The sequence below is a fragment of the Geodermatophilus sp. TF02-6 genome, from assembly GCF_003319115.1.
In the GTDB taxonomy this organism is placed as follows: Bacteria; Actinomycetota; Actinomycetes; order Mycobacteriales; family Geodermatophilaceae; genus Geodermatophilus.
In genome coordinates, this window is record NZ_QOHF01000009.1 from 139,900 (window position 1) to 164,675 (window position 24,776).

The window sequence follows — 24,776 nt, forward strand, 5'->3', positions numbered from 1 at the left end:
GGTCGACGGTGAGCCAGGACGCTCGAGGGTGAGCTGACCTGATCATCGGTGCGGCGGGTCAGATCCAGGGCAGACGCGGGAACCGTCCCCACGGCAGCCGCTGGCACGCCTCGCCGGACTCCCCCGCCAGGCGGACGGCGACGCCGGCGTCGGCGCAGGCCAACGGCGAGTGCGGGGTGACGACGACGTGCAGGTCGCTCACCTCGAGACCGGCCGCGGCGATGCGGTCGAGCAGCCTCCGCGGGGCCACCAGCACCGCGGAGGCGAGCAGCGGCACCTCGGGGTGCGACCACAGCGCCACCGGGCCCTCCACCCGCAGGTTCCCGTCGAGCGCCGCGGCCCGCCCGGCGGCGGCCGTCCGGATCCGCTCCGCGGCGCGACGGTCGACGGCAGGGGACGGCGTCCACGGCAGCGCCCGGCCGCCCCTGCGGACGACGACCCGCCAGCCGACGGCGGTCTGCGTCCGGTCGGTCCAGTCCAGGACGGCGATGCCGGCGTCCTCGGCATCGGCGTCGCACACCGGGCGATCCGCCACCCAGGCCGTCAGCGCAACGGCGACCTGCCCTGGGGTGGCGCCCACGCGGGCGTCGGTCATGTCCTCGGCCAGCTCGCGCAGCGGTACCCGCAGACGGCGCTCCGCCTCCTCGGCGACGAGGACCGGACCGTCGGCCCGGTCCTCGACCACGGCCAGCCGCAGCCGGTCGGTGGCCAGCGCGGGCAGCACCTCCTCCGCGGCCCGCCGCAGGTCGGCCACGGTGACCGGCCGCGGCCGCAGCCGCTGGAGCAGACCGAGCCCCGCGAGTCCGGGCGAGCTCACCGCAGCCCCCTGTCGAGCGCGGTGCGCAGCCCCGGCGGCAGCGCCGGCAGGGTGAGCACGCTGGCCAGCTCGCGGGCCGACAGCCGCACCGGCAGCACGTCGGCGCCCCAGCCGGTCACCCGGCGCACCCGCGCGGCCGCCCGGGGCCAGACGGCGTCGCGGGCCGCGGCCACGGACAGCTCGGTGAGCACGTCGGAGAGGTGCACCGCGGTGACCGGGTGCACGACGGTGGTGTCCGCGAGCGCGTCCCGGACGACGGCGGCCAGCTGCTCGCGGTCGTCGGCGGTCAGCCAGCGCGGCACCAGGACGTCGGGGACGGAACCGCCCGCGGCCAGCGCGCTCACCGGGCGATCCCCGCCGGCACGGTCCCGCGGGTCGAGCGCGGCCCCGTGCTGTCCTTCACCACGCTTGAGGTATCGGCAGGTCCGCACCGCGATCGACCCGTCCCGTCCGCCTTTCCACCGGTGGACCGCCGCGGTCCGGCGGCCGGGTCCGCGCCGTCTCCCCGTCGAACGCCGTGCGGGGTGCCGAGCCACGTGCAGAGAGTCAGCGTGCAGAGAATCAGTCGGCCAGCTCGGTCAGCCGCTGCCGCAGCGCTGTCTCCACCCGGTCGGCGTGCACGTTCATGTTGCGCACCGACGTGCCCAGATCGGCCGACAGCTGCGTCTTCGTCCGCCCACCCCACGTGGTGAGGTACCAGGTCGCCCAGCCGAGGACGTTGGGCTGGCCGGCCCGCTGGTCGCGCCGCGCATCCGGGTCCGGCGCGCAGGCGGCGGTCAGCGCGTGCGACAGCAGCGTCTGCTCCGCCTCGCCCATGATCTCGTCCGGCGCCTCGGCGGCGTCCGGGAGCATGATCTCGGTGGCGTCCGGCCCGCCGTCCAGGGACTGCAGGTTGCGCAGCCCGTTGAGCGTGGCCACCGTCTGCGAGTTGCGGCGCAGCGTCGCCACGCTCTGCCCCATGTAGGCGGCCAGCTCCTTCTCGCTCGGCTTGCGCTGGTGCTCGGCGAGGAAGGCCGCGATCGCCTTCTGCTGCTTGTTCTCCGTGTCCGCGGCGGTGCGACCGTGCGCGCTGCGGCCCAGGTCGTGCACCCACTTGGACAGCTGGGTGGCGAGGAAGGCCCCGAAGGGCACCCCCTTGGTCTCGTCGTACTGCCCGACCGCCTTGAGGATCCACTCGCTGACCTGCTGGGTGAGGTCGTCGGGGTCGGGCACGTGCAGCCGCAGCGTGCTCGCGTTGCGCTGCAGCCGCTTGAGGCTGACCGGCAGGTAGTGCCGGCACAGCGCGTCGAGGTAGGCCGGCGGCAGGTCGCGCGGCGCCCGGCGGCGGACGTCGGTCTCGGCCCGCAGGCCGACGGTCGCGGTGCTCCGGCCGGCGCACCAGGCCCGCACCCAGTCGGCCAGCACCTGGGCGGTCCCACAGGCGCCGTCCACCCGGTAGAGGCCCTCACCCTGGTCGTAGCTGACCGCGACGCCGTCGGGCAGGTCGCGGTGGAACTCGTCGAGCGGCAGCTCCCGGTCGACGCGGAAGTGCACCCGGTCGCGGGGGGTGATCGGCGCGAGGGCGAAGCCCTCGGCCTCGGGGATGCCGCCGAACACCAGCGGAGCGCGGCCGCGGCCGGCGGCGGGATCGGCGGAGGGAGCAGGACGGGACACCGGGACTCCTGGACGACGGTGGGGGCAGGGAGGACGGCGGCCCCCCTGCAGGGTCCCGCCGCGAGCCTGCGAGGGGCGGGGGGCAGGGGGGTCCTTTATCAGGCCGGGATCTGCTCGACCGGCGAGGACGGGCGCGGCGCCGGCACGACGGTGGGCGTCGCTGCCCCCTGCTCCAGCCGGGCGACCAGGTCGGCGGCGGCGGCGCGCTCGGCGCTGCCCGGCTCGGTCGTGTAGACGGGCAGGTGGTCGTAGAGCGTCGTGAAGAGCGCGCTGACGAAGGAGTACGCGGCCTGGGCCTGCGGCGAGAAGCGGGCCACGGCGGCCCGCGGACCGAGCTCGACGCCGACGGTCACGCGCACGACCCGGTCGTCCTTGGCCAGCCCGGTGAGGGCGAACGCCACCGCGGGGTGCAGACCGGCCAGCTCGGCGAGGGCCGCCAGGCACCGCCGCGTCGACCCGCGGCGGGGCCGCAGCTGGACGTGGACGACGACGGTGTCGGACTCCGCGGCCGGGCCGCTGTCCGTCGCGGTCTCCTCGTCGGACCAAGTGACTGTGCTCTGTCGCATCATGATTGCCCCCTGTGACGTGCGTGGGGGCAACTCTCGCGTACGCCGGTCGCGCCGGCGGCACAAGACTCGCTGTGTCTGCGCAGTTGTCCGGGGCTCTCTTCGGCAGGTGTTGCCCGTATCGGATCGGACGCCGGACGAGGCCCGGTGAGGATCGGCGACTTCCGACGAGGAACCCCGGGTGCGACCCGGCTGGTCCGGTCAGCCGGCGGAGCCCTCCGGGACCTGCTCCGCCGGCCGCGGCTGCGGGGTGGGGGGCGCCCCGGGGGCGAAGGCGGCCAGCGCGCCCAGGGTGTCGGCGGTGACCTGGGCCGCCAGGAGGTTGGCCTCGGCGATCTGCCGGTAGACCTCCTCGCGGTGGATGGTCACCTCCCGCGGGGCCGTGAAGCCCAGGCGCACGGTGCCGCCGCGGACCTCGACGACGTGGACCTCGATGTCGTCGCCGATGCGGATCGTCTCGCCGACGCTGCGGGTGAGTGTGAGCACGAGAACCCCTCCGTGGGTGTGGGTCGGCCGTCCGTGGCGGGTGGGTGGGAGACGGCCGGAACGGGCCGTGGCGGACGGCGCGGAGCCGCCCTGGTGAGCTATCGGCGCAGGGGACGCCGGATGGGATGGGCGGCGTCGGCGAGCACGACCTGGGCGGCCCGCCAGGTGGCCGGGTCGACCACCAGCGGCGCGCGCAGGTTCGCCGTCGCCGCCGCCGGCCCCTCCGGCGGCACGGTGACCAGGCAGTACAGGCGCGCCTGCGCGGGGTCGGCGAGCTCCAGGTCGGCGCAGACGGCGCGGGGCAGCGCCGGCGCGTAGTCCGGGAAGTACACGCCGGGGTCGACGGCCAGGAACCGGGGGCCGTCGGGGGACATCGACTGCAGCCAGAACAGCCGGCCGTCGCCGTCCGCGGTGACCAGCACGTAGTCCCGGTGACCGGGGAACCCCGGCAGCGCCTCGGTGAGCGACAGCAGGGGCAGCGTCGGAACGAGCGAGAGGGTCACCGCAGGAAGTCCACGAGCGTCGGCTGGATCACGTTGGCGGTGGCCTGCAGCGCCGCCTGGTAGCCGACCTGCTGCTGGCTGAGCTCCATGATGGTCTTGGCCAGGTCGACGTCCTCGACGCCGGCCAGCTGCGTCTTGAGGGTGAGCTGCAGGTCGGTGTTCACCTGGGCGGCCGCCTCCATCCGGGCCGAGCGCGCGCCGATGGCGGAGGCCGCGTCGAGCAGCCGGGCGAGCGCGACGTCGAGCGCCGCCAGGTCGGACGACAGCGCGTCGGGATCGGTGACGACGTGGTCGGCGATGTCGGACACGACGGTGAACAGGTCGCTGCCCGGGGGGCCGAAGGCCTCGGGGCCGGTGACGTCGACGCGGATCTGCTCGGAGTCCGACACGCGCCGGAGGATCGGCACGACCGGGGTGCCGCCGGCCCCGCCGACGCCGACGTAGCCGCCGGTGGCCGGATCGTAGGCGGTGCCCTCGGTCGTGGGGCCGCCGAAGAGGGGGCGGCCGTCGATCGTCGAGTTCGCCAGGCCGAGCAGGCTCTCGCGCAGCTCCCCCACCTCGACGCCGATCGCCTGGCGCGAGGTGGCCGACATGCTGCCGGTGTTCAGACCCTGCACGGTCTTCGCCCGCACCTGCTGGACCTGTCCGACGATCGCGCTCAGGGCGCTGTCGGTCGCGTCGAGCCGGCTCTGCCCGTCGGAGATGTTGCGGGCGTGCTGCAGCGCCGCGCTCTGGTCCCGGCGGGCCCGCATGGCCGTGTTGGTCCCGGTCGGCGAGTCCGACGGTGCGCTGATCACCTTGCCGGAGGTGAGCTGCTGCTGCAGCCTGCCGACGGCGGCGAGGTTGCCGTTCAGGCCCAGCAGGGCGGTATGGGTGACGGCGCGGTGGGTGATCCGCATCAGGTCACCGCCCCACGAGGCCGGTGCGGCTGATCAGGGTGTCCAGCGCCTCGTCGATCGCCGTCACCATGCGGGCGGCGGCGCTGTAGGCGTGCTGGAAGGAGAGCATGCTGGTCATCTCCTCGTCGAGGTTGACGCCGGACACCGACTCGCGGGCGGCGTCCACCTGCGTGGAGATCACCGTCTGCACCTGCAGGTCGCGGGCGGCGACGGAGGACTCCACCCCCAGCGCGACGACCATCGCCCGGTAGGTGGCGTCCACCCCGTCGCTGGCGAGACCGAGCCGGGAGAACGCGTCGGCGTTGCGCCCGTCGGCGGAGACCGCGCCACCCGCGCCGGCCGGCGCGTTGGCGTCCGCCGCCAGCTGCGCGGGGTCGGTGGCGCGCAGGGTGATGGTGGCCGCGGTGACCAGGGCGGGGTTGCCGGTGCCGTCGTCCATCAGGACGCCGCCCGGCGCTCCGGTGGCGTCGAAGCCCGCGGCCTGCACGGCGTTGAGGTCCTGCACCAGGTCGCGGGCCAGCTGGTCGAGCTTCCCGCGGTAGGTCGGCAGGATCGTGGTCAGCACGCCCAGCTGACCCCCGGCGCTGCCGCCGACGGCGAGCGCCGTCCCCCCGGGCGCGGTGACGACCCGCGGGAGGTCGCCCGCCGCGACGGCGTCGGGGTCGGCTCCTCCGGCCAGCTCCAGCCGCAGCGTGTCCCCGCCGGAGACGAGGGCGCTGCCGCCGACGACGACGTCGACCATGCCGTCGGCCGCGGACACCGCGGTGCCGCCCACCTGCCCGGCCAGTCTCACGACCAGGGCATCGCGGCGGTCGGAGAGCTCGTTGGTCGACAGGCCGGCCCGGGTGGCGGTCCGGATCGCCGCGTTGAGCTCGGCGACCGACGACGCGGTCGCGTTGACCTCGGCCACGAGCGCCTGCAGGTCGTCGTGGGTCTGCGTCCACTGCTCGTCGAGGGTCGCCCGGGTGGTGCGCATCCCGGCGGCCAGCGTGTCGAGGCGCTCGAGCACCTGGCGGCGCGCCCCCGTCTCGGTCGAGTCGTTGGACAGCGCGCTGAAGCCGTTCCACACCTCGGCGAGCACGGCCTGCAGGCCGCTCTCCCCGGGCTCGCGCAGCGCCGTCTCCACCTGGCCGAGCACGTCGCTGGCGACGGTGAGCGCAGCGGTCCGCGCCGTCTCGGTCTGCGCGCGCCTCTCGAGGAACACGTCGCGGATGCGGGTGACCCGGTCGGCGTCGACCCCCGAGCCGACGGCGCTGCTCACCGAGTGGATCGCGGGGACGGCGGTACCGCCCGTGGCCCGCAGCTCGACCCGCTGGCGCGAGTAGCCCTCGGTGTTGACGTTGGCGACGTTCTGCCCGGTGACGTCCAGGCCGCGCTGCGCCGCCCACAGCGCGGTGGAGGCGGTGTTGAGCGCGGAGAACGTGCTCACAGTGCGCCGTCCAGGGTGACGGCGCGGTGGGACCGCTCGTCGCTGCGGCCGCTGGCCCCGTAGGTGCCGGCCGACGGCGACCGGACCGACACCAGCGCGTCGCCGATGGCCGACAGGCCGCGCTCGATCAGCTCGCGGTTGGAGTCGGACAGGCCGCGCAGCTCGGTCACCAGGACCAGCAGCGCCTCGTGGTGCTTGGCGTACAGGTCGTCCCACGGCGCCGGCGCGGCCTCGGCCAGCCTGCGCAGCGACGGGTCGTCACCCAGGCCCAGCCGGACGGCGAGCGCCTCGGTGACCGCGGCCCGCTCCACCTCGAGGGTGCGCAGCTGGTCGAGGACCACCTCGATCTCGTGCGCGATCCGCGCCAGCCAGCGGGTCTTGCCCGTGACGATCAGGTACTGCTTCTCCTCCGCCTTGAACAGCAGCAGGTCCAGCAGCTCCTGCTCGCGCCACAGCAGCGTCGACAGGTGCTGGAAGTCCACGCCCTCACCGCCTCCCCGTCCCGTCCCCTCCCGCGGCGGCCACCGGTGCCGCCCGCGGGTCCTGCGCTCCAGCCATCGGCACCCGCGCGGAGGTCCTCAAGCCGAGGCGCCTCCGAGCGGGCCGGGATGCGCCGATCGGGTGGTCCCGTCCGGGCCCGGCCCTGCCGAGAGAGGGGACGTGAGACCATCGCGTGCCCCGGCGATCGAGCGGACCCCTGCCCCGCGGCCTCCCGCCGCCGCACCCGGCACCCCTGCCCGGGACGTCCCTGCCCGCGACGTCCCTGCCCGCGACGTGGACGCGCTGGTGACCCAGCACCTGCCGCTCGCCGCCTTCGCCGTCAACGCGGTGGCCTCGCGCATCTCGCTGCCCGCGCACGTCAGCCGGGAGGACCTGCTGTCCTGCGCCCGGGTCGCGCTGGTCGAGGTGGCCCGCCGGTTCGACCCGTCGGCGGGGGCCTCGTTCGCGACCTACGCCCTGGCGCGGCTGCAGGGCGCCGTCCTCGACGAGCTGCGCTCCGGCGACTGGGCCAGCCGGTCGGTGCGGGCCGCCGCCCGCCGCACCGACGCCGCGGCCGACGCCCTGGCGGTGCAGCTGGGCCGGCCGCCGACGCGCGAGGAGCTCGCGGCGAGCCTCGGCATGGCGCGCAGCGAGCTCGACTCGCTGCAGGTCGACGTCCACCGCGCGGTCATGGTCAGCATCGACGCCGAGACCGGCCCGGACGGCAGCACCCTGGACCTGCCCGACACCGGCGAGTCGCCGGAGCGGGCCGTGCTGCACCGGGAGCGCACCCGCTACCTGCACGAGGCCGTCCGGCAGCTGCCCGACCGGCTCGACGAGGTCGTGGAACGCAACTTCTTCGGCGGGGAGTCGCTCACCGACATCGCCGCCGACCTCGGCGTCACCCTCTCCCGCGTCTCGCAGATGCGCTCCCGCGCGCTGACCCTGCTGCACGCGGCGATGAGCGAGGTGTGGGAGGGCAGGGCGGTACCGGCGGACGGCGGCGTGCGGGCGCGCAACCAGCAGCGCTCCTACGTCGACCGGGTGGCCGGCCGCAACGCCCCACCACCGGCCGCTCCGCAGCGCACCGCTGCGCCGCTCCCCCACCCGCGTCCCGCGGCGGTCCCGCCGCACCGCAACCCGTGGGTGACGGCGAGCCGGGCCGCCGCCCGTCCGGCCTGACCGCGGTCCTCTCGTCGGCTGCCCCCCTTGCCGGCTCTTCTCGCGCTCTGCGGGTGCGATCGAGCCGGCAAAGCACGCAAACGACCGGCAAGACGCTGTGAGCTGGGCGGGCGCTCAGTCGTGCGGTGACGGGGACCTCGCCCGGTGCGGCCGGGGAGGGCCGGACGTCAGCGCGGTGCGCGCGGGAGGGTCCACACCGCCGCGGCCCGCCCCTGGTGCCAGGCGCGGCCCGGGGGGGCCACGGCCAGCCACGGTGCGGGCAGCAACCCGCCGGGGTCGTCGGTCGGGACGAGCTCGACGTCGACGTCCTCGCCCCGCGCCAGCGCGGCCTCCGCCAGCGGGACGAGCCGGTCCAGGTGGCGCTGCTCGGTCGCGATGAGCAGCCGGTCGGCGGCGCCCGCGGCACGGACCTGCCGGAGGGCCTCCACGGTCGCGTCCACCTCCGCCGCGTCCGGAGCCGGCACGGCCAGCGCGAACGGGTGCGGCTGCGCCCAGACGTCCAGCTCCTGGGTGAACCGGTCGAGGACGGCGGGACCGTGGACCCGGTCGGCCAGAGGCCGGTCGTCGTCCACCGGGACCCGGGAGCCCAGCTCCACCAGGCGGGCCGTGGACAGGAACACCGCCTCCAGGGCGGGGCCGGCCTCCGCGGCCGAGGGCATCCGGGCCGAGACCGCCGCCGCCGTCCGCAGCGCCTCCGCGTGCGCCCGGCGCTCCTGCTCCGGGTCGCCCAGGAAGCCGTGCCGGCGACCCCAGTCGATGAGCAGGGGCCAGTCGCGCGCGCCCCTCGCCAGGAGCCGGGGGTCCCGGGAGCGCTGGGTGGGGTGCAGCCGGAAGGAGCTGAGGGTGTCCGCGCTGTAGAAGGCCCTGCCCCGTGACAGCAGGTCCAGCCAGAGGCCCACGTCACCGTTGGCCGCCAGCTGCCGCCCGTCGACCTGCCACAGCCGCAAGGGGTCGACGTCCGAGCGCCGGAACAGGCACGTGGTCAGCTCGCCGACGACGTTCCGGCAGAACTCCAGCACGGCGTTGCCCAGCAGCGTCCCGTCGAGCACCCCCGTCCGCTCCAGCAGGGGGGCGCCGAGCGGGCTGCCGACCGGTTCGCCGTCCGCACCGATCGTCGAGCGGTGGGAGAAGGCCAACGACACCGAGTCCGAGGACCGCATGCCGGCCAGCAGCGTCGCGACGCACCCCGGGGCGAGCACGTCGTCGTGCAGGAGGAACTTCACGTACTCGCCCCGCGCCTCCTCCAGCAGGCGCACCGGGTTGGCGAAGGCACCGACGTTGGTCTCGTGGCGCAGCACGCGGACCCGGGGGTCGGCCGCCCGGAAGGTCTCCAGCAGCGCCGGCGTGCCGTCGGTGGAGGCGTCGTCGCCGACGAGGACCTCGAGGTGGGTGTGGGTCTGGGCGAGCGCCGAGCGCAGGGCCTCCCCCAGGAACCGCTCCCCGTCGTGGGTCGGGACGAGGACGCTGACCAGCGGCCCGCTCACGGCCGGAACGACCACACGGCGTCGAGGACGTGCTCCTGCGCCGCCTCGTCCAGGTGCGGGCCCATCGGCAGGCTGAGCACCTCCCGCGCGAGCCGGTCGGCGACCGGCAGGTCCGCGGCGGCCGCCGGAGTGCCGGCGAAGGCCGCCTGGCGGTGCGGCGGGACGGGGTAGTGGACGCCCGTCTCGACCCCGAGGGACGCCAGGTGCGCCCGCAGCGCGTCGCGGTGCGGCGTCCGGACCACGTAGAGGTGCCAGGCCGGCGCGGCCCAGGCCGCGGTCACGGGCAGGACGAGCCCCGACCCGGCCAGCCCCTCGTCGTAGCGGCGGGCGACCTCGGCCCGGCGGGCGGTGAACCCGGCGAGCCGGCGCAGCTTCACCGACAGCAGGGCGGCCTGCAGCTCGTCGAGCCGGCTGTTCCAGCCGACCTCGTCGTGCACGTACTTCTCGGTGGAGCCGTAGTTGCGCAGCGACCTGAGGCGGCGCGCGACCTCGGGATCCGACGTGGTGACCGCGCCGCCGTCCCCGACCGCGCCGAGGTTCTTCCCCGGGTAGAAGCTCCAGGCCGTGGCCGAGGCCAGCCCGCCGACGGGACGGCCGCGGTACCGGGCGCCGTGCGCCTGCGCGGCGTCGTCGAGCACGGCCAGGCCGCGACGGGCGGCCAGGTCCAGGACCGGGTCGAGGTCCACGGGGTGCCCGTAGAGGTGCACCGGCACGACGGCCCGCGTCCGGCTGGTGACCGCGGCGTCGAGCGCACCGGCGTCCCACAGACCGGTGGACGGCGAGACGTCCACCGGGACCGGTACCGCGCCGACGTGGACGACGGCCAACCAGGTGGCGACGAAGGTGTGCGACGGCACCAGGACCTCGTCGCCGGGGCCGACGCCCAGCGCCCGCAGGCCGAGGGACAGCGCGTCGAGGCCGCTGCCGACGCCCACGGCGAACCGGGCGCCGACGGCCTCCGCCCAGGCCTGCTCGAAGGCGGCCAGCTCCGGACCCAGGAGGACCCGTTCGCTGCGCAGCACGCGCAGCGCCGCCTCGGCGAGCTCGCCGTGCAGCTCCTCGTGCAGGGCGACGAGGTCCAGGAAGGGGACGCGCTGCGCGGTGCGGGTCACGGGGTGCCCTCGCCGGCGCGGGCGGCGACGAACTGGTCGTAGTCGCGGTAGTAGTCGCCCTCGTCGTACCTGCGGGAGGCGAGCACCAGGCAGACGCTGCCGCTGGAGAAGTCGTCCAGCTCCCGCCACGTCATCGGCGGCACGTAGAGCCCGAAGTACGACCGGTTGAGGAAGAAGCGTTCCCGCCTGGTCCCGTCGTCGACGACCACGTCGAAGCTGCCGGCGGCGGCGATGATCAGCTGTTCCAGCTCCCGGTGCGCGTGCCCACCCCTCGACTCGCCCCCGGGGACGTCGTACAGGTAGTAGACGCGCTCGATGTCGAACGGGACGTGCTCGCTACCTTCGATGAAGGTGAGGTTGCCCCGGCAGTCGGCCACCCGGGGGAGGTCGACGATCCGGCACCCGAGCGCGGCGCGTCCCGGGGGCCAGCTCCGGTCGCCGGCCCGGCGCCCCAGGGGACGCACCCGGCGCTCGACGCGGACGTCCGGTGGCAGCTCTCCGACGGTCATGCACCGAGCGAACAGGATGCGCGGACCCGTGGGTCCCAAGCGCGGGGGTGGGACTTGACGATGCTGGACACGCTCGTTGGTGGAGGCTTGCTGTTCTGCTCCTCCCGCTTCCACGACCTCAACGCGGTGGCCGGGGCGCGGCGCTGGCGGTACGAGCACCGGCGCGACGGGCGGCTCGTGGGCGTCCTGGACGGGGTCGTCTCCGACGGCGTCCTCCTGTCCGGGCACAGCGCGCCCTTCGGCGGCCCGGACCTGGTCCGGTCCGACCCTCCCGTCGAGGACGTCGTCGGCCTGGTCGAGGGCGCCCTGGCGGCCGCCCGGGCGGCCGGTGTCGGGACCGTCCGCATCCGCTGCCGGCCGAGCGAGTACTCGGCCGCGGAACCGCTGGTCGAGTACGCCCTGCTGCACCTGGGCGCCACCGTGGAGCACTGCGACCTCAACCAGTACGTCGACCTGCGCCGCATCCCGGCGGACGGCGACGCGCTGGCCCTGCTGGGCAGGAAGCGCGCCCGCGACGTCCGCGCCGACCTGCGCCTGCCGTACCAGCTCACCGACGTCGACGACGGCGAGAACCTCACCGTCCTGCACGGCATCCTGGCCGCCAACCGGGCGGCGCACGGCCGGCCCCCCGGGCTGTCCCGCGACTACCTCGGAGAGGTCCGGCGGGCGTTCCCCGACCGCGTACGGCTGTCGCTGCTGCGGCACGCGGGCCGTCCGGTGGCGTCGGCGGTGGTGTACCGGGTGCTGCGCGACGTCGACCTGCTGGTCGCCTGGGGCGACGCGGTCGACCACGGGCTGCAGCGCTCCCCCATGAACCTGCTGGCCCACCACCTGGTCACCCGCTCGGCGCGCACCGGGGCGCGCCTGCTCGACCTCGGCCCGTCGAGCGAGAAGGACGGGACGCCGAACCTCGGGCTGGCCCACTTCAAGCGCAGCGTCGGCGCGTCGACCGGTACGCGGAAGGTCCTCGTGGTGACACTCGGTTGATGGCGCACGACTACTCGAGCCGCTACGACCCGGACACGGACTTCGACCGGCACTACACCGTGGCCACCGGCACGCGCATCCGCCGGTGGTTCCGCCCCGGGGACGGCGTCCTCGAGCTGGGCTGCGCGACCGGGCTCATGACGTCCCTGTTCGCGGAGCGGGACGTCACCGTCGACGCCGTCGAGCGGACCCCGTCCTACCACCGGGCGGCGGTGGCCCGCGCGCTGCCGCGGGCCACGTTCCACCTGACCGACATCGACGACTTCCCCGGCACGCGGCGCTACGAGCACGTGGTCGCCGCCCACCTGCTCAACGAGCTCGCCGATCCGCTGCGCCTGCTGCGCCGGATCCACGACGACCTGCTCGCACCCGGCGGGCTGGTGCACGTCTCGCTGACCAACCCCTACTCCCTGCACCGGCTGATCGCGGTGGAGATGGGCATCCTCGACGGCCCGGCCGCGCTGAGCGACCGCGGCCGCGCGCTGGCCACGGTGGAGATCTTCGACGCCGACCGCCTGGAGGCGCTGGCCCGGCAGGCGGGGCTGGTGTGCGTCCACCGGGAGCCGGTGCTGCTCAAGCCGTTCACCAACGCCCAGCTGGCCGAGCTGCCCGACGGCGTCGTCGCCGGCCTGGACCGGGTGGCGCGGCGGTTCCCCGAGCACGGCGCCCTCAACTACGCCGTCTTCGTCGCCGATGAGTGAGCCGCAGGTCGTCGTCGGCGGCACCGTGGCCGCGCTCACCGCCGCCGACGCGCTCGCCGACCGCGGCCGACCGACCCGGCTGTTCCTCCCCCGCCGGGGCGTCGGCGGGGGTTTCGTGCCGCTCGTGCGCGACGGCCGCACCCTCGAGCGGGGCATGCGGGTGCTGGAGCTGCACTACGAGGGCACGGGGACGCCGCCTCCCCTGGCGCGCTACCGGCCCGACGAGGAGGGGCACCGGCCCTTCGTCGCCCTGGTCGACGCGTGGGTCCGCGAGCTGGTCGGCGACGACGCCGTCGTCCCCGTCGCCGCGCCGGCGTCCTTCCTCGGCGGCCGCCTGGGCCCGGAGGTGCTGCTGAGCTCGGACCTGTCCCGGGCCGCCGAGCTCGTCCCCGCCGACGTCGCCGGCCGGATCGCGGCCGAGGCCGCGCAGGCCGCGGCCGCCTCCGGCGACGCGGGCCTGCTGGCGCCCGACCGGCGCCCCCGGCTGTGGGAGACGACGTTCGACGACGTCTCCGCGCAGCAGCACGGGCTCACCTTCCACGACGTCCTCCTCGCCCCCTTCGTCGCGAAGGTCCGCCCGGCCGGGGGCAGCGACGTGCTCGCCGCGCTCCGCCGCAAGCTGTGGGTGCCGCTGTTCTGGCCGCGGACGGTCGCCGAGGCGTTCGGCGGAGCGCCGGTCGGCTTCGTGCCACAGCGCCCGCTGACCGTGGTGCGGCCCGGTGGCACGGGACCGGTGGTGCGGGCCCTGCTCGACCGGCTGCGGGCCCGCGGCGTCGAGGTCGTCGCCTACGACCGGCTGGCCGGGGTCGCCGCGGACGGGCGGCGGGTGCGCATCGAGTTCTCCGACGGCCGGGTGGAGACCGCCACCCGCCCGGTGCTCGGCGTCCCGGCCGGTGAGCTCTTCGCCGCGGCGGGCACCTCCTTCGCGCCGGCCAAGGTGGGCTCGGTCCTCGCCTGGGTCGGGGTGCGGGAGGCCGACCTGCGCGCGCTGCCCGGCTTCGTCGACGTGCTGGACGCCGACGTGGCGGCCTACCGGGTCACGCCCGGTGCACCGTACGGCGCCGGCTGCCGCGTGGTGTGCGTCGAGCTCGCCCACGACGTCCCGCAGGAGGCGGCGGCCCGCACCGCCCACGGCGTCCTGCAGCGGGTGGGGCTGCTGCGCGCCGGCGCCGCCGCCGACGACCTCGGCGTCTTCGCCGGGCCGACCTTCACCGACCCGACCGCGGACAACCTGCGGCTGCACGCCGCAGCCCTGGACCGGTGGCGAGACCTGGCGGTGCCCGCCACCGTCGTCGGCGGCGCGCAGGCGCCGTTCGCCGACTCCTTCAACGAGCAGGTGCTGCAGGGGCTGCAGGCCGCCGCGTCCACGGCCTGACCCGCCGCCCCGGCCCCCCTGCAGGTGGAAGGACCCCCTCCTCCCCACCCCTCGCTCCGCTCGGGGCGGTGCCCGGGAGGGGGCCTGGCGCGAGCTCACGAGGGGTGGGGGGCAGGGGGGTCCTCCCCTCAGGCGCCGAGCCGCACCGCGCGGGAGCGGTTCTCCCGCGCCTGCCGCCAGGCCGACGCCCACAGGTCGGCGGTGTGCTCGGTGAGGTGCCCGGCCAGGACCCGCTCCCGGCCGCGGACGGCCGCCTGCCGCCGGGCGTCGGGGTCCTCGACGGCCCGGGTGATCCCGGTGGCCCAGTCCCGCGGCCGCTTGGCGCGCAGCCCCAGCCCCAGCCGCTCGTACTCGGCGCTGGGTGACCGGACGGCGTAGACCCCGCGCGCGGCGTACTCCATGACCTTCAGCCAGCTCTTGCCGGTGTTGAACCGGTCGATGCGCAGCGGGGCGACGCCGATCTCGAAGCGCTCGCCCATGGCCGCCAGATAGCCGTCGACGTCCTGGACGAACGGGATGTGCTCGGGCTCGTCGGTCAGGCGCAGCAGCTGCCGGGCGTCGTCGGCCTGGCCCAGGACGGCGAACCGGCTGCGCCCGCGGGTGCGGTCGAGGGCCTGCTGCAGGCCGGACTCCATCTCCTGCAGGTCGTAGGGGTGGGTCGCGGCCGAGCCGGTCCAGCCGATGGTGACCACCTCGGGGGCGCGCTCGTAGGCCGGCGGGAGCGCCATGATCCGGCGCGGGATCGCGTTGGGGACCACCGCGCCGCGGCCGTGCGGGGCGTACTCCGCGAGCAGGGCCGGCGTGGACACCGTGACGAAGTCGGCCTCGCGGGCGCACTGCCGCGCCAGGTCGGCCGCGCCGCCGCGCACCAGCGCCCGGTGCCCCCGGTGGCCGAACGGGACGGCCGAGAGCAGGTCGTCCATCTCGACGACCACCGCGACGCCCTGGGCCTGCAGCACCCGCAGGCACTCGAGCATCCCCTGGGTCTTCGGCAGCTGGAGGACGACGACGTCGGCACCCTCGGCGTCGACGGCGCCGACCGAGGTCTGGGCCTGGCCGGGTCGCTGCACCATCGTCGTCCGCAGGCCGCGCCGGACCTCGACCTCGACCCCCAGCCCGGCCTCCTCGACCGCCCGCGCCGGTTCGGCCGTGCGGTAGTAGAGCGAGCCGCGGAACAGCGACGTGCTGAGCAGGACCTTCATGGTCGGGTGACGTCCTCACTGCGCTCGGACCGGCGAGCGCGGTCGCACCGCCCGGCAGCGCGGAGCGCCCGGGGACCGGGCGGGCTGCGGGCGGCGGGTCGCCGGGCGCAGGCGTCGGTGCGCCGCGCCCGCTGTACCCGCCACCCTCGCACCGGGCCCCTGTGCCCCTTCTCGGACACGCTGGCCGCCGACGCCGTCGCCCGGGGGCAGCGACCCACGCGCCGCAGCAGCCCCACCCGTCCCGCCGTCGGCCGACCCGCCCGGGTGAGACGCCGCGGAAAAAAGCCCCGGGTTCGGGTCAAGGACCGCCCCGCAGCGGCCGTTACCCCAGGTGTCACGCCCGCCAGCACGGATGCCAGCGGGACCAGAGGACCCCGGCCAAGGAGGAACCCCATGGGTCTGAGCGTCAACACCAACATCGCGGCGTTCAACGCCTACCGCAACCTGTCGGTCACCGACACGCAGATGGGCAAGTCCCTGGAGAAGCTCTCCTCGGGCTACCGGATCAACCGCGCCGCCGACGACGCGGCCGGCCTGGCCATCTCCGAGGGGCTGCGTTCGCAGATCGGCGGGCTCAAGGTCGCCGTCCGCAACGCGCAGGACGGCATCTCCGTCGTCCAGACGGCCGAAGGTGCGCTGACCGAGGTCAGCTCGATGCTGCAGCGGATGAACGACCTGGCCGTGCAGTACAACAACGGCACGCAGAGCGACGACTCGAAGTCCGCGATCTCCCAGGAGTTCGAGGCCCTCAAGACCGAGATCGGCCGCATCCAGGACAACACCAAGTTCAACGGGGTGGCTCTGTTCAACGGCGCCTCGGGCACCACCTTCCAGGTCGGCTACGCCAGCGGTGACACGATCTCGGTCGACCTGAGCGCCAGCACCGACGTCAGCAGCCTCTCGGCCAGCGGCGGGAGCGACGCCGTCCAGGCCGTCATCACGACGGTCTCGGGCTACCGGGCCGACCTGGGTGCGCTGCAGAACCGCTTCGAGCACACGATCAACAACCTGAACACGTCGGTCGAGAACCTGTCGGCCGCCGAGTCCCGCATCCGGGACACCGACATGGCGCAGGAGATGACCAACTTCTCCCGGACCCAGATCCTCAGCCAGGCCGGCACGGCCATGCTGGCGCAGGCCAACCAGGCCTCGCAGGGCATCCTGCAGCTGCTGCGCTGACCCACCCGCAGCAGCTGAGCACCACCCGGTGAGGGGGGTGGCCCCGGGCCACCCCCCTTCCCGGCGCTCGCCCCACCACCGCCGACGTCGGAGGCACCGTCGTGACAAGCGTCAGCACCGGCCTGATCTCGGGCCTGGACACCGCCTCCCTGATCGACCAGCTCATCGCGGTCGAGCGCAACCCCCAGACGCTCCTCAAGAACAAGCTCACCGAGGCCAAGGCCGACGCCGCCGCCTACCGCGCCGTCAACACCAAGTTCGACGCGCTGCGCTCCGCCGCCGAGGCGCTGACGAAGGCCCCCACCTGGGGCGCGGCCAAGGCCACCAGCAGCTCCGCGTCGGTGGTGGCCACCGCCGCGACCGGGGCCACCACCGGCTCCCTGACCTTCACGGTGGACAGCCTCGCCGCCCGGCACACCGTGGTCGGACGCGCCTCGTGGACCGCGCCGACCGCCGACCTGACGCTCACCATCACCGACGGCGACGGCGACCGGACGCCGGTGGACGTCACCATCGGCGCCGGCGCGTCCCTCGCCGACGCGGTGAAGGCCATCAACGCCGCCGACGCCGGGGTCACCGCCACCATGGTGGGCAGCGCCGACGGGTACCGGCTGCAGCTGACCGCGACGACCCCCGGGACCGACGGCGTCTTCACCGTGTCCGACGGGACCGGGTTCGCCGTCCTCAGCCAGGGCACCGACGCGAAGCTGACCGTCGGCTCCGGCGACTACACCTTCTCGGCCACCTCGACCACCAACACCTTCAGCGGGCTCGTGCCCGGGGTCACGCTGACCGTCACCGCGGCGTCCGAGGAGCCGGTGACGGTGGACGTCGCCAGCGACCCGGAGGCGATCACCACCGCGGTGCAGAAGCTGGTCACCGCCGCCAACGACGCGCTCTCCAGCATCAGGACGCAGACCGGCACGGCCACCGGCAGCACCGCGGCCCTCAAGGGCGACAGCACCCTGCGGGGGCTGGCCAACGAGGTGCTGCGAGCCGTCGCGGACGCCATCGGCGACGAGGACTCGGCTGCCCAGGTCGGCATCCAGCTGGACCGCTACGGCAGCGTCGTCTTCGACGCGACGGCCTTCACCGAGGCCCTCACGGCCGACCCGACGCTGGCCCGGCGGCTGGTCGACGGCACCGGCACCGGCACGAGCGCGGTCCCCGGCGTCGCCCGGCGGCTGCTGGCCGTGGCCGAGGAGGCCAGCAGGTCCACCACGGGCGTCCTGGTCCTCAAGGCCGCGAGCGAGGACGAGCAGGCGTCGGACCTGCAGCTGCGGATCGAGGACTGGGACCGGCGGCTCGAGCTGCGCAGGACCACGCTCACCGCGCAGTTCACCGCCATGGAGACCGCCCTGAGCTCGTTGCAGAACCAGTCGTCCTGGCTGGCCTCGCAACTGAAGTCGCTGCCGTCGTCCTGACCCGACCCCACGCCCCTCCCCCGAACCAGGAGTCCACCGATGAGTGCCGCCGCCCTGCGCGCCCGCTACCTGGGCGACTCGGTCGCCACCGCCTCGCCGCAGCAGCTGCTCGTCATGCTCTACGACCGGCTCGCGCTCGACCTGGAGCGGGCGCAGGCGGCCCTCGCCGAGGGCGACCGCACGGCCGCCGGCGAGGAGTTGCAGCACGCCCAGGACATCGTCTTCGAGCTGCGCAGCAGCCTGCAGGTCGACGCCTGGGAGGGCGGCCCGCGCCTGGCCTCCCTGTACTCGTGGCTGATCGGCGAGCTGGTGCAGGCCAACGTCAGGGGCGACCGCAACCGGGTCGCCTCCTGCCGGCAGGTCGTCGAGCCGCTCCGGGACGCGTGGCGGCAGGCGGCCGCCTCGCTCGCCGCGCCGTCCACGTGACCCCACCCCGCCCGACCGGCGCCCCCGGCGGCGAGGCGTCCCGCGACTGGGCGACGGTCCTCGACACGCTGGAGGGCGAGGTCGTCGCCGCCGAGTCGCTGCTGGCGACCGACCGGGACGAGGAGATCGCCACCTGGGGCCGGCGCGCGCAGGACTGGGTGCCGCCCACCGCGCTGGGCCCCGTCCCCGAGGACCTGCGCGAGCGCGCCGCCCGGCTGCTGCAGCACCAGCTGGCCGTGGCCGAGGAGCTCGTCGAGCGGATCGTCGCGTCCCGGCGGCAGCGCGACGTCGCCGCGCGGATGTCCCACGGCCCGTCCCGCCCGGTCGCCTCGTTCATCGACCGAGCCCTGTAGTCCCCCAACCCCATCCAGGGCACCGCCGCTGGCCCCGTCCCGAGGCCCACCCCGAGCATGCGAGGGGTGAGGAGGACGGGGTCCTTCAGCCGAGACCCCCGTGGCCCTGCGGCCGCGGGGGTCTCGCGCATCCGGCTCCGGCCCCCGGCGGGCACCCCGGGCGCCGGCTGCACCACCCCCGGCAGTCACACGGGAACCGTCCACCCCACCCGGCGACTGCGGCCACTCCCGTGGCCGGCACCGGTTCAGGCGCGGGGCGCGGGGTGCCGATGAGACGGGAGCACGGACAGCACAGCCCTTCGCCACGGATCGGCGGCCCTCACTCGCTCGCGAGTGTCCCCTTCGCGCACCCGGAGGCCGATCGTGTCCTGCTGCCCTGCCCGCGGAACCGCCCGGTGATCGGCGACGTCACCTCGACGGCCCTGCACGCCGCCCTCACCGGGCTCGCCCAGCGCCAGCGGGTCACCGCCGACAACATCGCCAACCTGCAGACGCCGGGCTTCCTCGCCGGCCGCGTCGACTTCGAGTCCGGCCTGCGCAGCGCCCTGTCCAGCGGCCGGACGCCGACCGGCTCCGCCGGCACCGTCGCCCGCTCCCTGGAGCCGACCCGCACCGACGGCAACAACGTCAACCTCGACGCCGAGACCGTGATCGCCACCGAGACCGGCCTGCGCTACCAGCTGGCCCTGAACGCGCTCGACGGCAAGTACAGCGTCCTGCGCACCGCCCTGCGGACGGCCTGACCCATGAGCGAGCGTGCGGGCGAACCGATGAGCACAGCCGTCTCGCGGATGCGATCGACGAGGACCAGCGAGGAGATGGCATGAGCGTCTTCGACACCCTCGGCATCTCCGGCTCCGGGCTGCTCGTCCACCGCAAGTGGCTGGACGCCGTCTCGGACAACATCGCCAACGTCAACACCGTCACCTCGACCGACGAGGACGCGTTCCGGGAGCGGCTGGTCGTCGCCCAGGCCGTCGACTACGGGTCCGGCGAGGGCGGCGTGCGCGTGGCCCGGGCCGAGTTCGGCAGCGCCGAAGGCCGGCGGGTGTACGAGCCCGACCACCCGCTGGCCGACGCCGACGGCTACGTCGAGTACCCCGACATCGACCTCGGCGACCAGATGACGCAGCTGCTCATGGCGCAGCGCGGCTACCAGGCGAACCTGGCCGTCGTCGAACGCGCCACCAGCGCCTACCAGGCCGCCCTGCAGCTCGGGAAGGGCTGACCATGACCTCCGCCATCGGCGGCATCTCGTTCCCCGTCGTCCCGACCCCGGGTGTGGCCGCGACGACCGGCACCGAGGCCGTCACCGGCACGCGGGCGGCGGCCTCCGACGGCGGGTTCGCCGCGGTCCTGGCCGCGTCGCTCGACCAGCTGCAGGCGACGCAGTCGGCGTCCGACTCGCTGGCCACCCAGGCCGCCACCGGCGAGCTGCGCGACGTGCACGACTACACGATCGCCGCGAACGAGGCCGAGCTCGCCACCGAGACGGTCGTGACCCTCAAGAACAAGGCCGTCGAGGCCTTCACCGAGATCATGAGGATGCCGGTCTGATGCCTGCCGCCCTCGCCGGGCCGCTGGGGCGCCTGCGCTCCGCGCTGTCCACGATCAGCCTCGGCCAGAAGGTCGTCATCGGCCTGCTGGTCGTCGGGCTGCTCCTCGGCGGGTTCTTCTTCTACCGGTGGATCACCGCCCCCACCTACGCCCCGCTGTTCTCCAACCTGGCCGCGTCCGACGCCTCGGCGATCGTCGACGAGCTCAACGCCGCAGGCGTGGCCTACCAGCTGGCCGACGGCGGCGCGACGATCATGGTCCCCAACGACCAGGTGTACGACCTGCGGCTGTCGATGAGCGGCAAGGGCCTGCCCGCCGGCTCCGACACCGGGTACGCGCTGCTCGACGAGCAGGGCATCACCACCAGCGAGTTCCAGCAGCAGGTGTCCTACCAGCGGGCCCTCGAGGGCGAGCTGGCCACGACCCTGGAGGCGCTCGACGGCGTCCGGTCGGCGGTGGTGCACGTGGCCCTGCCCGAGGACGAGGTCTTCGCCACCGACCAGGAGCAGGCCACCGCCTCGGTGCTGCTGGACCTGGCCCCGGGCACGGAGCTCTCCGGCGAGCAGGTGCAGGCGGTCACCAACCTGGTGTCCTCCAGCATCCAGGACATGGACCCCGACCAGGTCACCGTCGCCGACTCCGCCGGCGCGGTGCTCTCCGCCCCCGGCCAGGGCGTGACCGCCGCGGCCGGTGACGCCCGCTCGCAGCTGGAGCAGGAGTACGAGTCCCGGCTGGCGGCCAACGCGCAGGCGGTGCTCGACCCGATCCTCGGTCCCGGCGGCGCCCGCGTGTCGGTGCGCGCCGACCTGGACCTCTCCCAGCGCAGCACCACCTCGGAGACGCACACCTACGAGCAGGGCACCCCGCCCATCTCGGAGCAGACGACCACCGAGCAGTACCGCGGCACCGGGGCCGCGGTCGGCGGCGTCCTGGGCCCGGAGAACCAGACCGGCACCACCGGCGGCAACGGGGACTCCACGTACAGCAAGGAGTCGACGACGGCCAACAACGCCGTCGGTACGGTCACGCAGAAGGTCGAGGACGCCCCCGGCACCATCAAGCGGCTGACCGTCTCGGTGGTCATGGACCAGCAGGTCGCCGGCAACCTCAACCAGGCCCAGATCGAGCAGCTGGTCGGCAACGCCGTCGGCCTCGACGCGGCGCGCGGCGACGACATCACCGTCGCCGCGATGGCCTTCGACACGAGCGCCGCCGACCAGGCGGCCGCCGAGCTGGAGACCGCGCAGGAGGCCGAGCGGCAGGCCCAGCTGTGGTCGATGGTCAAGACCGGCGGCATCGCCCTCGGCATCGCCCTGCTCGTGCTCGTGGTCTGGCTGCGCTCGCGCCGCAGGCAGGAGGTCGAGGAGGACTACGAGCCGCTGGAGCTCACCGACGACGTGATGGCCGAGCTCGACCGGATCCGCATCGAGAGCACGCGGGAGGCCCCGGTGGACGACGCCGCGGCCGAGCTGGAGGCCGCCGAGCGCCAGCGGGTGCGGGGGGAGATCGCCGCGATGGTCAGCGAGAAGCCCGACGAGGTCGCGGCCATGCTGCGCGGCTGGCTGAGCGAGAGCGGGCCGAGGCCGTGACGCTCGCCAGCATCGAGCAGATGGTCGGCACGGCGCCGGCCGCCGCGCAGACCGCCGTCCTCCCCGCCGTGCGGCAGCGCCCGGAGCTGCCGGGCATCCGCAAGGCCGCGGTGTTCATCGCCCAGCTGTCCAAGGAGGAGGCCGGCGCGCTGCTGGCCAAGATGCGCCCACGCGAGGTCGAACAGGTGACCCGCGAGCTGATGAAGCTCGGCACGGTGGGGGCCGAGGACGTCGACGGCGTCCTCCAGGAGTTCCACCACCTGATGACCGCGCAGCGGTTCGTCGGCCGCGGCGGCGTGGAGTTCGCCCGCGAGATCCTCGCCGCGGGGCTGGGCGAGGACAAGGCCGACGGCATCCTGTCCCGGCTCAACGTCGTCTACACCGAGGTGCCGTTCGCCTCGCTGCGCAACGCCGACGTCCGCCAGCTGGTGACCTTCTTGAAGGACGAGCACCCGCAGGTCATCGCCCTGGTGCTGGCCCACCTGACCGCCGCGCAGTCGGCCGAGGTGCTCTCCGGGTTCGCCCCCGAGCAGCAGGCCGCGGTCGCCCACCGGATCGCCACCATGGACCGCACCTCCCCGGAGATGGTCCGGCTGGTCGAGGAGGAGCTCGGCCGCCGCATGGGGTCGCTGCTGGCCCACCAGGACATGAGCACCGTCGGCGGCGTCGAGACCCTCGTGGAGATCATCAACCGCTCGCCGCGGCCCACCGAGCGGTCGATCCTCGAGTGGCTGGACAGCACCGACCCGGAGCTGGCCGAGCAGGTCCGCGCCCAGATGTTCGTCTTCGAGGACATCGTCACCATCGACGACCGCTCGCTGCAGCTGGTGCTGCGGGAGGTGGACGCGAGCGACCTGGCCACCGCGCTCAAGGGGGTGCGCCCCGACGTCCGCGACAAGGTGGTCCGCAACCTCTCCGAGCGCGCCGCGGAGAACCTCGCCGAGGAGATCGAGCTGCTCGGCCCGGTCCGCACCCGGACCGTCGAGGAGGCCCAGGCCAAGGTCGTCGGCGTCATCCGCACCCTCGAGGAGCAGGGCGTGCTGACCATCAGCCGGGGAGGCGAGGATGACTTCGTCTCCTGAAGGACCCCCCGAAGGACCCCTCGAAGGACCCCGTCCTCCCCACCGCTCGCAGGCTCGCGGCGGTGTCCTGGACGGGGCCATCAACCGCTCGCAGGCTCGGGGCGGGACCCTGGACGGGGCCGCTCACCGGATGACGGGACGAGAGTCCGCGCTGCTGCGCGGCGGGGTCGCCGCGCAGGCCGCCCCGGCCGCCCCGTACACGCGGGCGGTCCCCGTGCCGCCGGTCGGCGAGCGGCGGACGACGGTCCGCCGGGCGGCCGACGTGCCGGTGCCGGGCGGCCGGACGTCGTTGCGGCTCGGCGACGTCTACGCCGAGGAGCTGGCGCGGCTGCGCGAGCACGCCCGCAGCGAGGGCTACGCCGCCGGGCACGCCGAGGGCAGCCGCGCCGCCGAGGCGGTCGTCGTCGAGGCCGAGCGGGCCGCCGAGGCGCGCCTGGCCGAGGTGCAGGCCCGCTGGGAGCGGCGGCTGGTCTCGGCCACCGCGGCCCTGGGCGCGGCGGTGACCCAGCTGGAGGCGGCCGCGCTCCCGGTCGCCGAGGACGTCCGCGACTCGGTCGTCTCGATCGTGCTCACCCTGGTCGAAGACCTGCTCTGCCGCGAGCTGGCCCTCGCCGAGGACCCGGTCATGGACGCCGTCCGCCGCGCGCTGACCCTGTGCCCGGCCGACGCGCCCACCGTCGTCCGGCTGCACCCCGACGACCTCGCCGAGATCCCCGCCGAGGCGCTGGCCGGGCTGCCCGACACGGTGCGGGTGGTCGGCGACCGCTGCGTCGAGCGGGCCGGCGCCGTCGCCGAGACCGGTCCCACGCGGGTCGACGCGCAGCTCGGCGCCGCGCTCCAGCGGGTCCGCGCGGTGCTGGCGCCATGACCCGGGAGCTGGCGCCATGACCCTGGGGCTGCTCGACCGCGCCCGCGCCGCGGCCCGCCCGGAGCTCACCGGGTCGGTCGTCGGCGCCATGGGGCTGACCCTCGCGGTGGAGGGCGTCGTCGCCGCCGTCGGCGACCTGGTCGAGGTCGACCCGGGCCCGCGCGGGCTGCTCGCCGAGGTGGTCGCGGTCTCCCGCGACCGGCTCACCTGCATGCCGCTGGGCGAGCTGTCCGGCGTGCACGCCGGGGCGCGGGTGCGCGCCACCGGCATGCCGCTGCAGGTGCCGGTCGGCGAGGCGCTGCTCGGCCGGGTGCTCGACGGGCTGGGCCGGCCGGTGGACGGCGGTCCGCCGCTGGACCCGTCCCTGGAGTGCGTCGACCTGGTCAGCGAGACCCCGCACGCGCTGTCGCGCACCCGCGTGCAGGAGCCGCTGACCTCCGGCGTCCGGGTGCTGGACACGATGGTGCCCCTCGGCAAGGGGCAGCGGCTGGGCATCTTCGCCGGCTCCGGCGTGGGCAAGTCGACCCTGCTGGCCCAGATCACCCGCGGCACCGACGCCGACGTCCGGGTCATCGGGCTGATCGGCGAGCGTGGCCGCGAGGTCCGGGAGTTCCTCGAGGAGAACCTCGGGCCTGCGGGGATGGCGCGCACCGTCGTCGTCGTCGCCACCTCCGACGAGCCGCCGCTGGTGCGCCTGAAGGCCGCGTTCGTCGCCACCCGCATCGCCGAGGGCTTCCGCGACCAGGGCCGCGACGTACTGCTGATGATGGACTCGATCACCCGGACGGCGATGGCCCAGCGCGAGGTGGGCCTGTCGGCCGGCGAGCCGCCGGCCACCCGCGGCTACCCACCGAGCGTCTTCGCGATGCTGCCCCGGCTGCTGGAGAAGGCCGGCACCGCCGCGGTCGGCTCG

General features: G+C 75.2%; 27 protein-coding genes and 1 pseudogene. 15 read left to right on the forward strand and 13 right to left on the reverse strand.

The window, feature by feature from the left end:
• Window positions 1-58: 58 nt before the first annotated feature.
• The 9 genes and pseudogenes from DQ238_RS22760 to DQ238_RS10505 all read right to left on the reverse strand — a co-directional run bounded on the left by DQ238_RS22760 (window position 59) and on the right by DQ238_RS10505 (window position 6,835).
• Window positions 59-817 carry a hypothetical protein gene (locus tag DQ238_RS22760; protein ID WP_158550756.1) on the reverse strand — a complete coding sequence of 253 codons (759 nt, stop codon included), beginning with the start codon at window positions 815-817 and terminating at the stop codon, window positions 59-61.
• Entirely contained in the window at window positions 814-1,161 is a 348-nt protein-coding gene (locus tag DQ238_RS10470) for a hypothetical protein (RefSeq protein WP_113781223.1), read from the reverse strand. Before DQ238_RS10470 ends, DQ238_RS22760 begins: the two co-directional genes overlap by 4 nt.
• A 217-nt stretch (window positions 1,162-1,378) precedes the next feature.
• Window positions 1,379-2,470 carry a flagellar biosynthesis protein FliA gene (locus DQ238_RS10475; protein ID WP_113781224.1) on the reverse strand — a complete coding sequence of 364 codons (1,092 nt, stop codon included), beginning with the start codon at window positions 2,468-2,470 and terminating at the stop codon, window positions 1,379-1,381.
• Window positions 2,471-2,568: 98 nt separating this feature from the next.
• On the reverse strand, window positions 2,569-3,036 hold the full coding sequence (locus DQ238_RS10480; protein ID WP_113781266.1) for a hypothetical protein: 468 nt from the start codon (window positions 3,034-3,036) through the stop codon (window positions 2,569-2,571).
• A 312-nt stretch (window positions 3,037-3,348) separates the two neighbouring features.
• Window positions 3,349-3,522 (reverse strand): annotated as a pseudogene (gene csrA / locus DQ238_RS24370) (carbon storage regulator CsrA); the annotation flags it as partial.
• Window positions 3,523-3,620: 98 nt separating this feature from the next.
• Window positions 3,621-4,025, reverse strand: a complete 405-nt coding sequence (gene fliW, locus DQ238_RS10490) for a flagellar assembly protein FliW (protein WP_113781226.1) — start codon at window positions 4,023-4,025, stop codon at window positions 3,621-3,623.
• Complete coding sequence (locus tag DQ238_RS10495; RefSeq protein WP_113781227.1) at window positions 4,022-4,924, reverse strand: flagellin; 903 nt, start codon at window positions 4,922-4,924, stop codon at window positions 4,022-4,024. Before DQ238_RS10495 ends, fliW begins: the two co-directional genes overlap by 4 nt.
• A gap of 4 nt (window positions 4,925-4,928) precedes the next feature.
• Complete coding sequence (gene flgK, locus DQ238_RS10500) at window positions 4,929-6,353, reverse strand: flagellar hook-associated protein FlgK (RefSeq protein WP_113781228.1); 1,425 nt, start codon at window positions 6,351-6,353, stop codon at window positions 4,929-4,931.
• Window positions 6,350-6,835 (reverse strand): flagellar protein FlgN, encoded by a 486-nt coding sequence (locus tag DQ238_RS10505; protein ID WP_113781229.1) that lies wholly within the window; start codon window positions 6,833-6,835, stop codon window positions 6,350-6,352. The genes flgK and DQ238_RS10505 overlap by 4 nt, the downstream gene beginning before the upstream one ends.
• 304 nt (window positions 6,836-7,139) lie before the next feature.
• Here DQ238_RS10505 and DQ238_RS10510 point away from each other — a divergent pair, with 304 nt between their 5' ends.
• A complete protein-coding gene (locus DQ238_RS10510) occupies window positions 7,140-8,015 on the forward strand; it encodes a sigma-70 family RNA polymerase sigma factor (protein WP_233495870.1) in 876 nt (291 codons plus the stop codon).
• Window positions 8,016-8,182: 167 nt separating this feature from the next.
• Here the strand turns inward: DQ238_RS10510 and DQ238_RS22765 are convergent, their stop codons facing one another.
• From DQ238_RS22765 to DQ238_RS10535, 3 genes are read right to left on the reverse strand one after another with little or no spacing between them, the layout of a single operon-like run.
• Window positions 8,183-9,499, reverse strand: coding sequence for a glycosyltransferase family 2 protein (locus tag DQ238_RS22765; protein WP_158550757.1), 1,317 nt, complete (start codon window positions 9,497-9,499; stop codon window positions 8,183-8,185).
• Window positions 9,496-10,611, reverse strand: a complete 1,116-nt coding sequence (locus tag DQ238_RS10530; RefSeq protein WP_113781231.1) for a DegT/DnrJ/EryC1/StrS aminotransferase family protein — start codon at window positions 10,609-10,611, stop codon at window positions 9,496-9,498. Before DQ238_RS10530 ends, DQ238_RS22765 begins: the two co-directional genes overlap by 4 nt.
• Window positions 10,608-11,120, reverse strand: a complete 513-nt coding sequence (locus tag DQ238_RS10535; protein ID WP_113781232.1) for an FdtA/QdtA family cupin domain-containing protein — start codon at window positions 11,118-11,120, stop codon at window positions 10,608-10,610. Before DQ238_RS10535 ends, DQ238_RS10530 begins: the two co-directional genes overlap by 4 nt.
• 60 nt (window positions 11,121-11,180) lie before the next feature.
• Here DQ238_RS10535 and DQ238_RS10540 point away from each other — a divergent pair, with 60 nt between their 5' ends.
• The 3 genes from DQ238_RS10540 to DQ238_RS10550 are packed head-to-tail and all read left to right on the forward strand — an operon-like array spanning window position 11,181 to window position 14,183.
• The gene (locus DQ238_RS10540) at window positions 11,181-12,107 is read left to right on the forward strand and encodes a GNAT family N-acetyltransferase (RefSeq protein ID WP_147263045.1); all 927 of its coding nucleotides are present in this window, start codon (window positions 11,181-11,183) and stop codon (window positions 12,105-12,107) included.
• On the forward strand, window positions 12,107-12,808 hold the full coding sequence (locus tag DQ238_RS10545; RefSeq protein WP_113781234.1) for a bifunctional 2-polyprenyl-6-hydroxyphenol methylase/3-demethylubiquinol 3-O-methyltransferase UbiG: 702 nt from the start codon (window positions 12,107-12,109) through the stop codon (window positions 12,806-12,808). Before DQ238_RS10540 ends, DQ238_RS10545 begins: the two co-directional genes overlap by 1 nt.
• Window positions 12,801-14,183 carry a hypothetical protein gene (locus DQ238_RS10550; RefSeq protein ID WP_113781235.1) on the forward strand — a complete coding sequence of 461 codons (1,383 nt, stop codon included), beginning with the start codon at window positions 12,801-12,803 and terminating at the stop codon, window positions 14,181-14,183. The genes DQ238_RS10545 and DQ238_RS10550 overlap by 8 nt, the downstream gene beginning before the upstream one ends.
• A 128-nt stretch (window positions 14,184-14,311) precedes the next feature.
• Here the strand turns inward: DQ238_RS10550 and DQ238_RS10555 are convergent, their stop codons facing one another.
• Complete coding sequence (locus DQ238_RS10555) at window positions 14,312-15,385, reverse strand: glycosyltransferase (RefSeq protein ID WP_113781236.1); 1,074 nt, start codon at window positions 15,383-15,385, stop codon at window positions 14,312-14,314.
• 393 nt (window positions 15,386-15,778) lie between these two features.
• On the opposite strand from DQ238_RS10555, the gene DQ238_RS10560 reads away from it, so the two are divergent.
• The 11 genes from DQ238_RS10560 to DQ238_RS10610 all read left to right on the forward strand — a co-directional run.
• Window positions 15,779-16,564, forward strand: a complete 786-nt coding sequence (locus DQ238_RS10560; protein ID WP_113781237.1) for a flagellin — start codon at window positions 15,779-15,781, stop codon at window positions 16,562-16,564.
• A 101-nt stretch (window positions 16,565-16,665) separates the two neighbouring features.
• On the forward strand, window positions 16,666-17,988 hold the full coding sequence (gene fliD, locus DQ238_RS10565; protein WP_113781238.1) for a flagellar filament capping protein FliD: 1,323 nt from the start codon (window positions 16,666-16,668) through the stop codon (window positions 17,986-17,988).
• 39 nt (window positions 17,989-18,027) lie between these two features.
• Window positions 18,028-18,414: a flagellar export chaperone FliS gene (gene fliS / locus DQ238_RS10570; RefSeq protein WP_113781239.1), complete on the forward strand. Its 387-nt coding sequence runs from the start codon at window positions 18,028-18,030 to the stop codon at window positions 18,412-18,414.
• The gene (locus DQ238_RS10575; RefSeq protein WP_113781267.1) at window positions 18,411-18,767 is read left to right on the forward strand and encodes a hypothetical protein; all 357 of its coding nucleotides are present in this window, start codon (window positions 18,411-18,413) and stop codon (window positions 18,765-18,767) included. The genes fliS and DQ238_RS10575 overlap by 4 nt, the downstream gene beginning before the upstream one ends.
• 395 nt (window positions 18,768-19,162) lie before the next feature.
• The gene (locus tag DQ238_RS10580) at window positions 19,163-19,510 is read left to right on the forward strand and encodes a flagellar basal body protein (protein WP_199506260.1); all 348 of its coding nucleotides are present in this window, start codon (window positions 19,163-19,165) and stop codon (window positions 19,508-19,510) included.
• Between the two features lie 80 nt (window positions 19,511-19,590).
• On the forward strand, window positions 19,591-19,995 hold the full coding sequence (locus tag DQ238_RS10585; protein ID WP_113781241.1) for a flagellar basal body rod protein FlgC: 405 nt from the start codon (window positions 19,591-19,593) through the stop codon (window positions 19,993-19,995).
• A 2-nt stretch (window positions 19,996-19,997) separates the two neighbouring features.
• Window positions 19,998-20,324: a flagellar hook-basal body complex protein FliE gene (fliE, locus tag DQ238_RS10590; protein WP_113781242.1), complete on the forward strand. Its 327-nt coding sequence runs from the start codon at window positions 19,998-20,000 to the stop codon at window positions 20,322-20,324.
• Window positions 20,324-21,913: a flagellar basal-body MS-ring/collar protein FliF gene (fliF, locus tag DQ238_RS10595; RefSeq protein WP_113781243.1), complete on the forward strand. Its 1,590-nt coding sequence runs from the start codon at window positions 20,324-20,326 to the stop codon at window positions 21,911-21,913. The genes fliE and fliF overlap by 1 nt, the downstream gene beginning before the upstream one ends.
• On the forward strand, window positions 21,910-22,995 hold the full coding sequence (gene fliG, locus DQ238_RS10600; RefSeq protein ID WP_113781244.1) for a flagellar motor switch protein FliG: 1,086 nt from the start codon (window positions 21,910-21,912) through the stop codon (window positions 22,993-22,995). The genes fliF and fliG overlap by 4 nt, the downstream gene beginning before the upstream one ends.
• A gap of 130 nt (window positions 22,996-23,125) precedes the next feature.
• The gene (locus DQ238_RS10605) at window positions 23,126-23,863 is read left to right on the forward strand and encodes a FliH/SctL family protein (protein WP_113781245.1); all 738 of its coding nucleotides are present in this window, start codon (window positions 23,126-23,128) and stop codon (window positions 23,861-23,863) included.
• Window positions 23,864-23,879: 16 nt separating this feature from the next.
• A partial coding sequence (locus tag DQ238_RS10610; protein ID WP_113781246.1) for an EscN/YscN/HrcN family type III secretion system ATPase occupies window positions 23,880-24,776 on the forward strand: 897 nt, incomplete at its 3' end.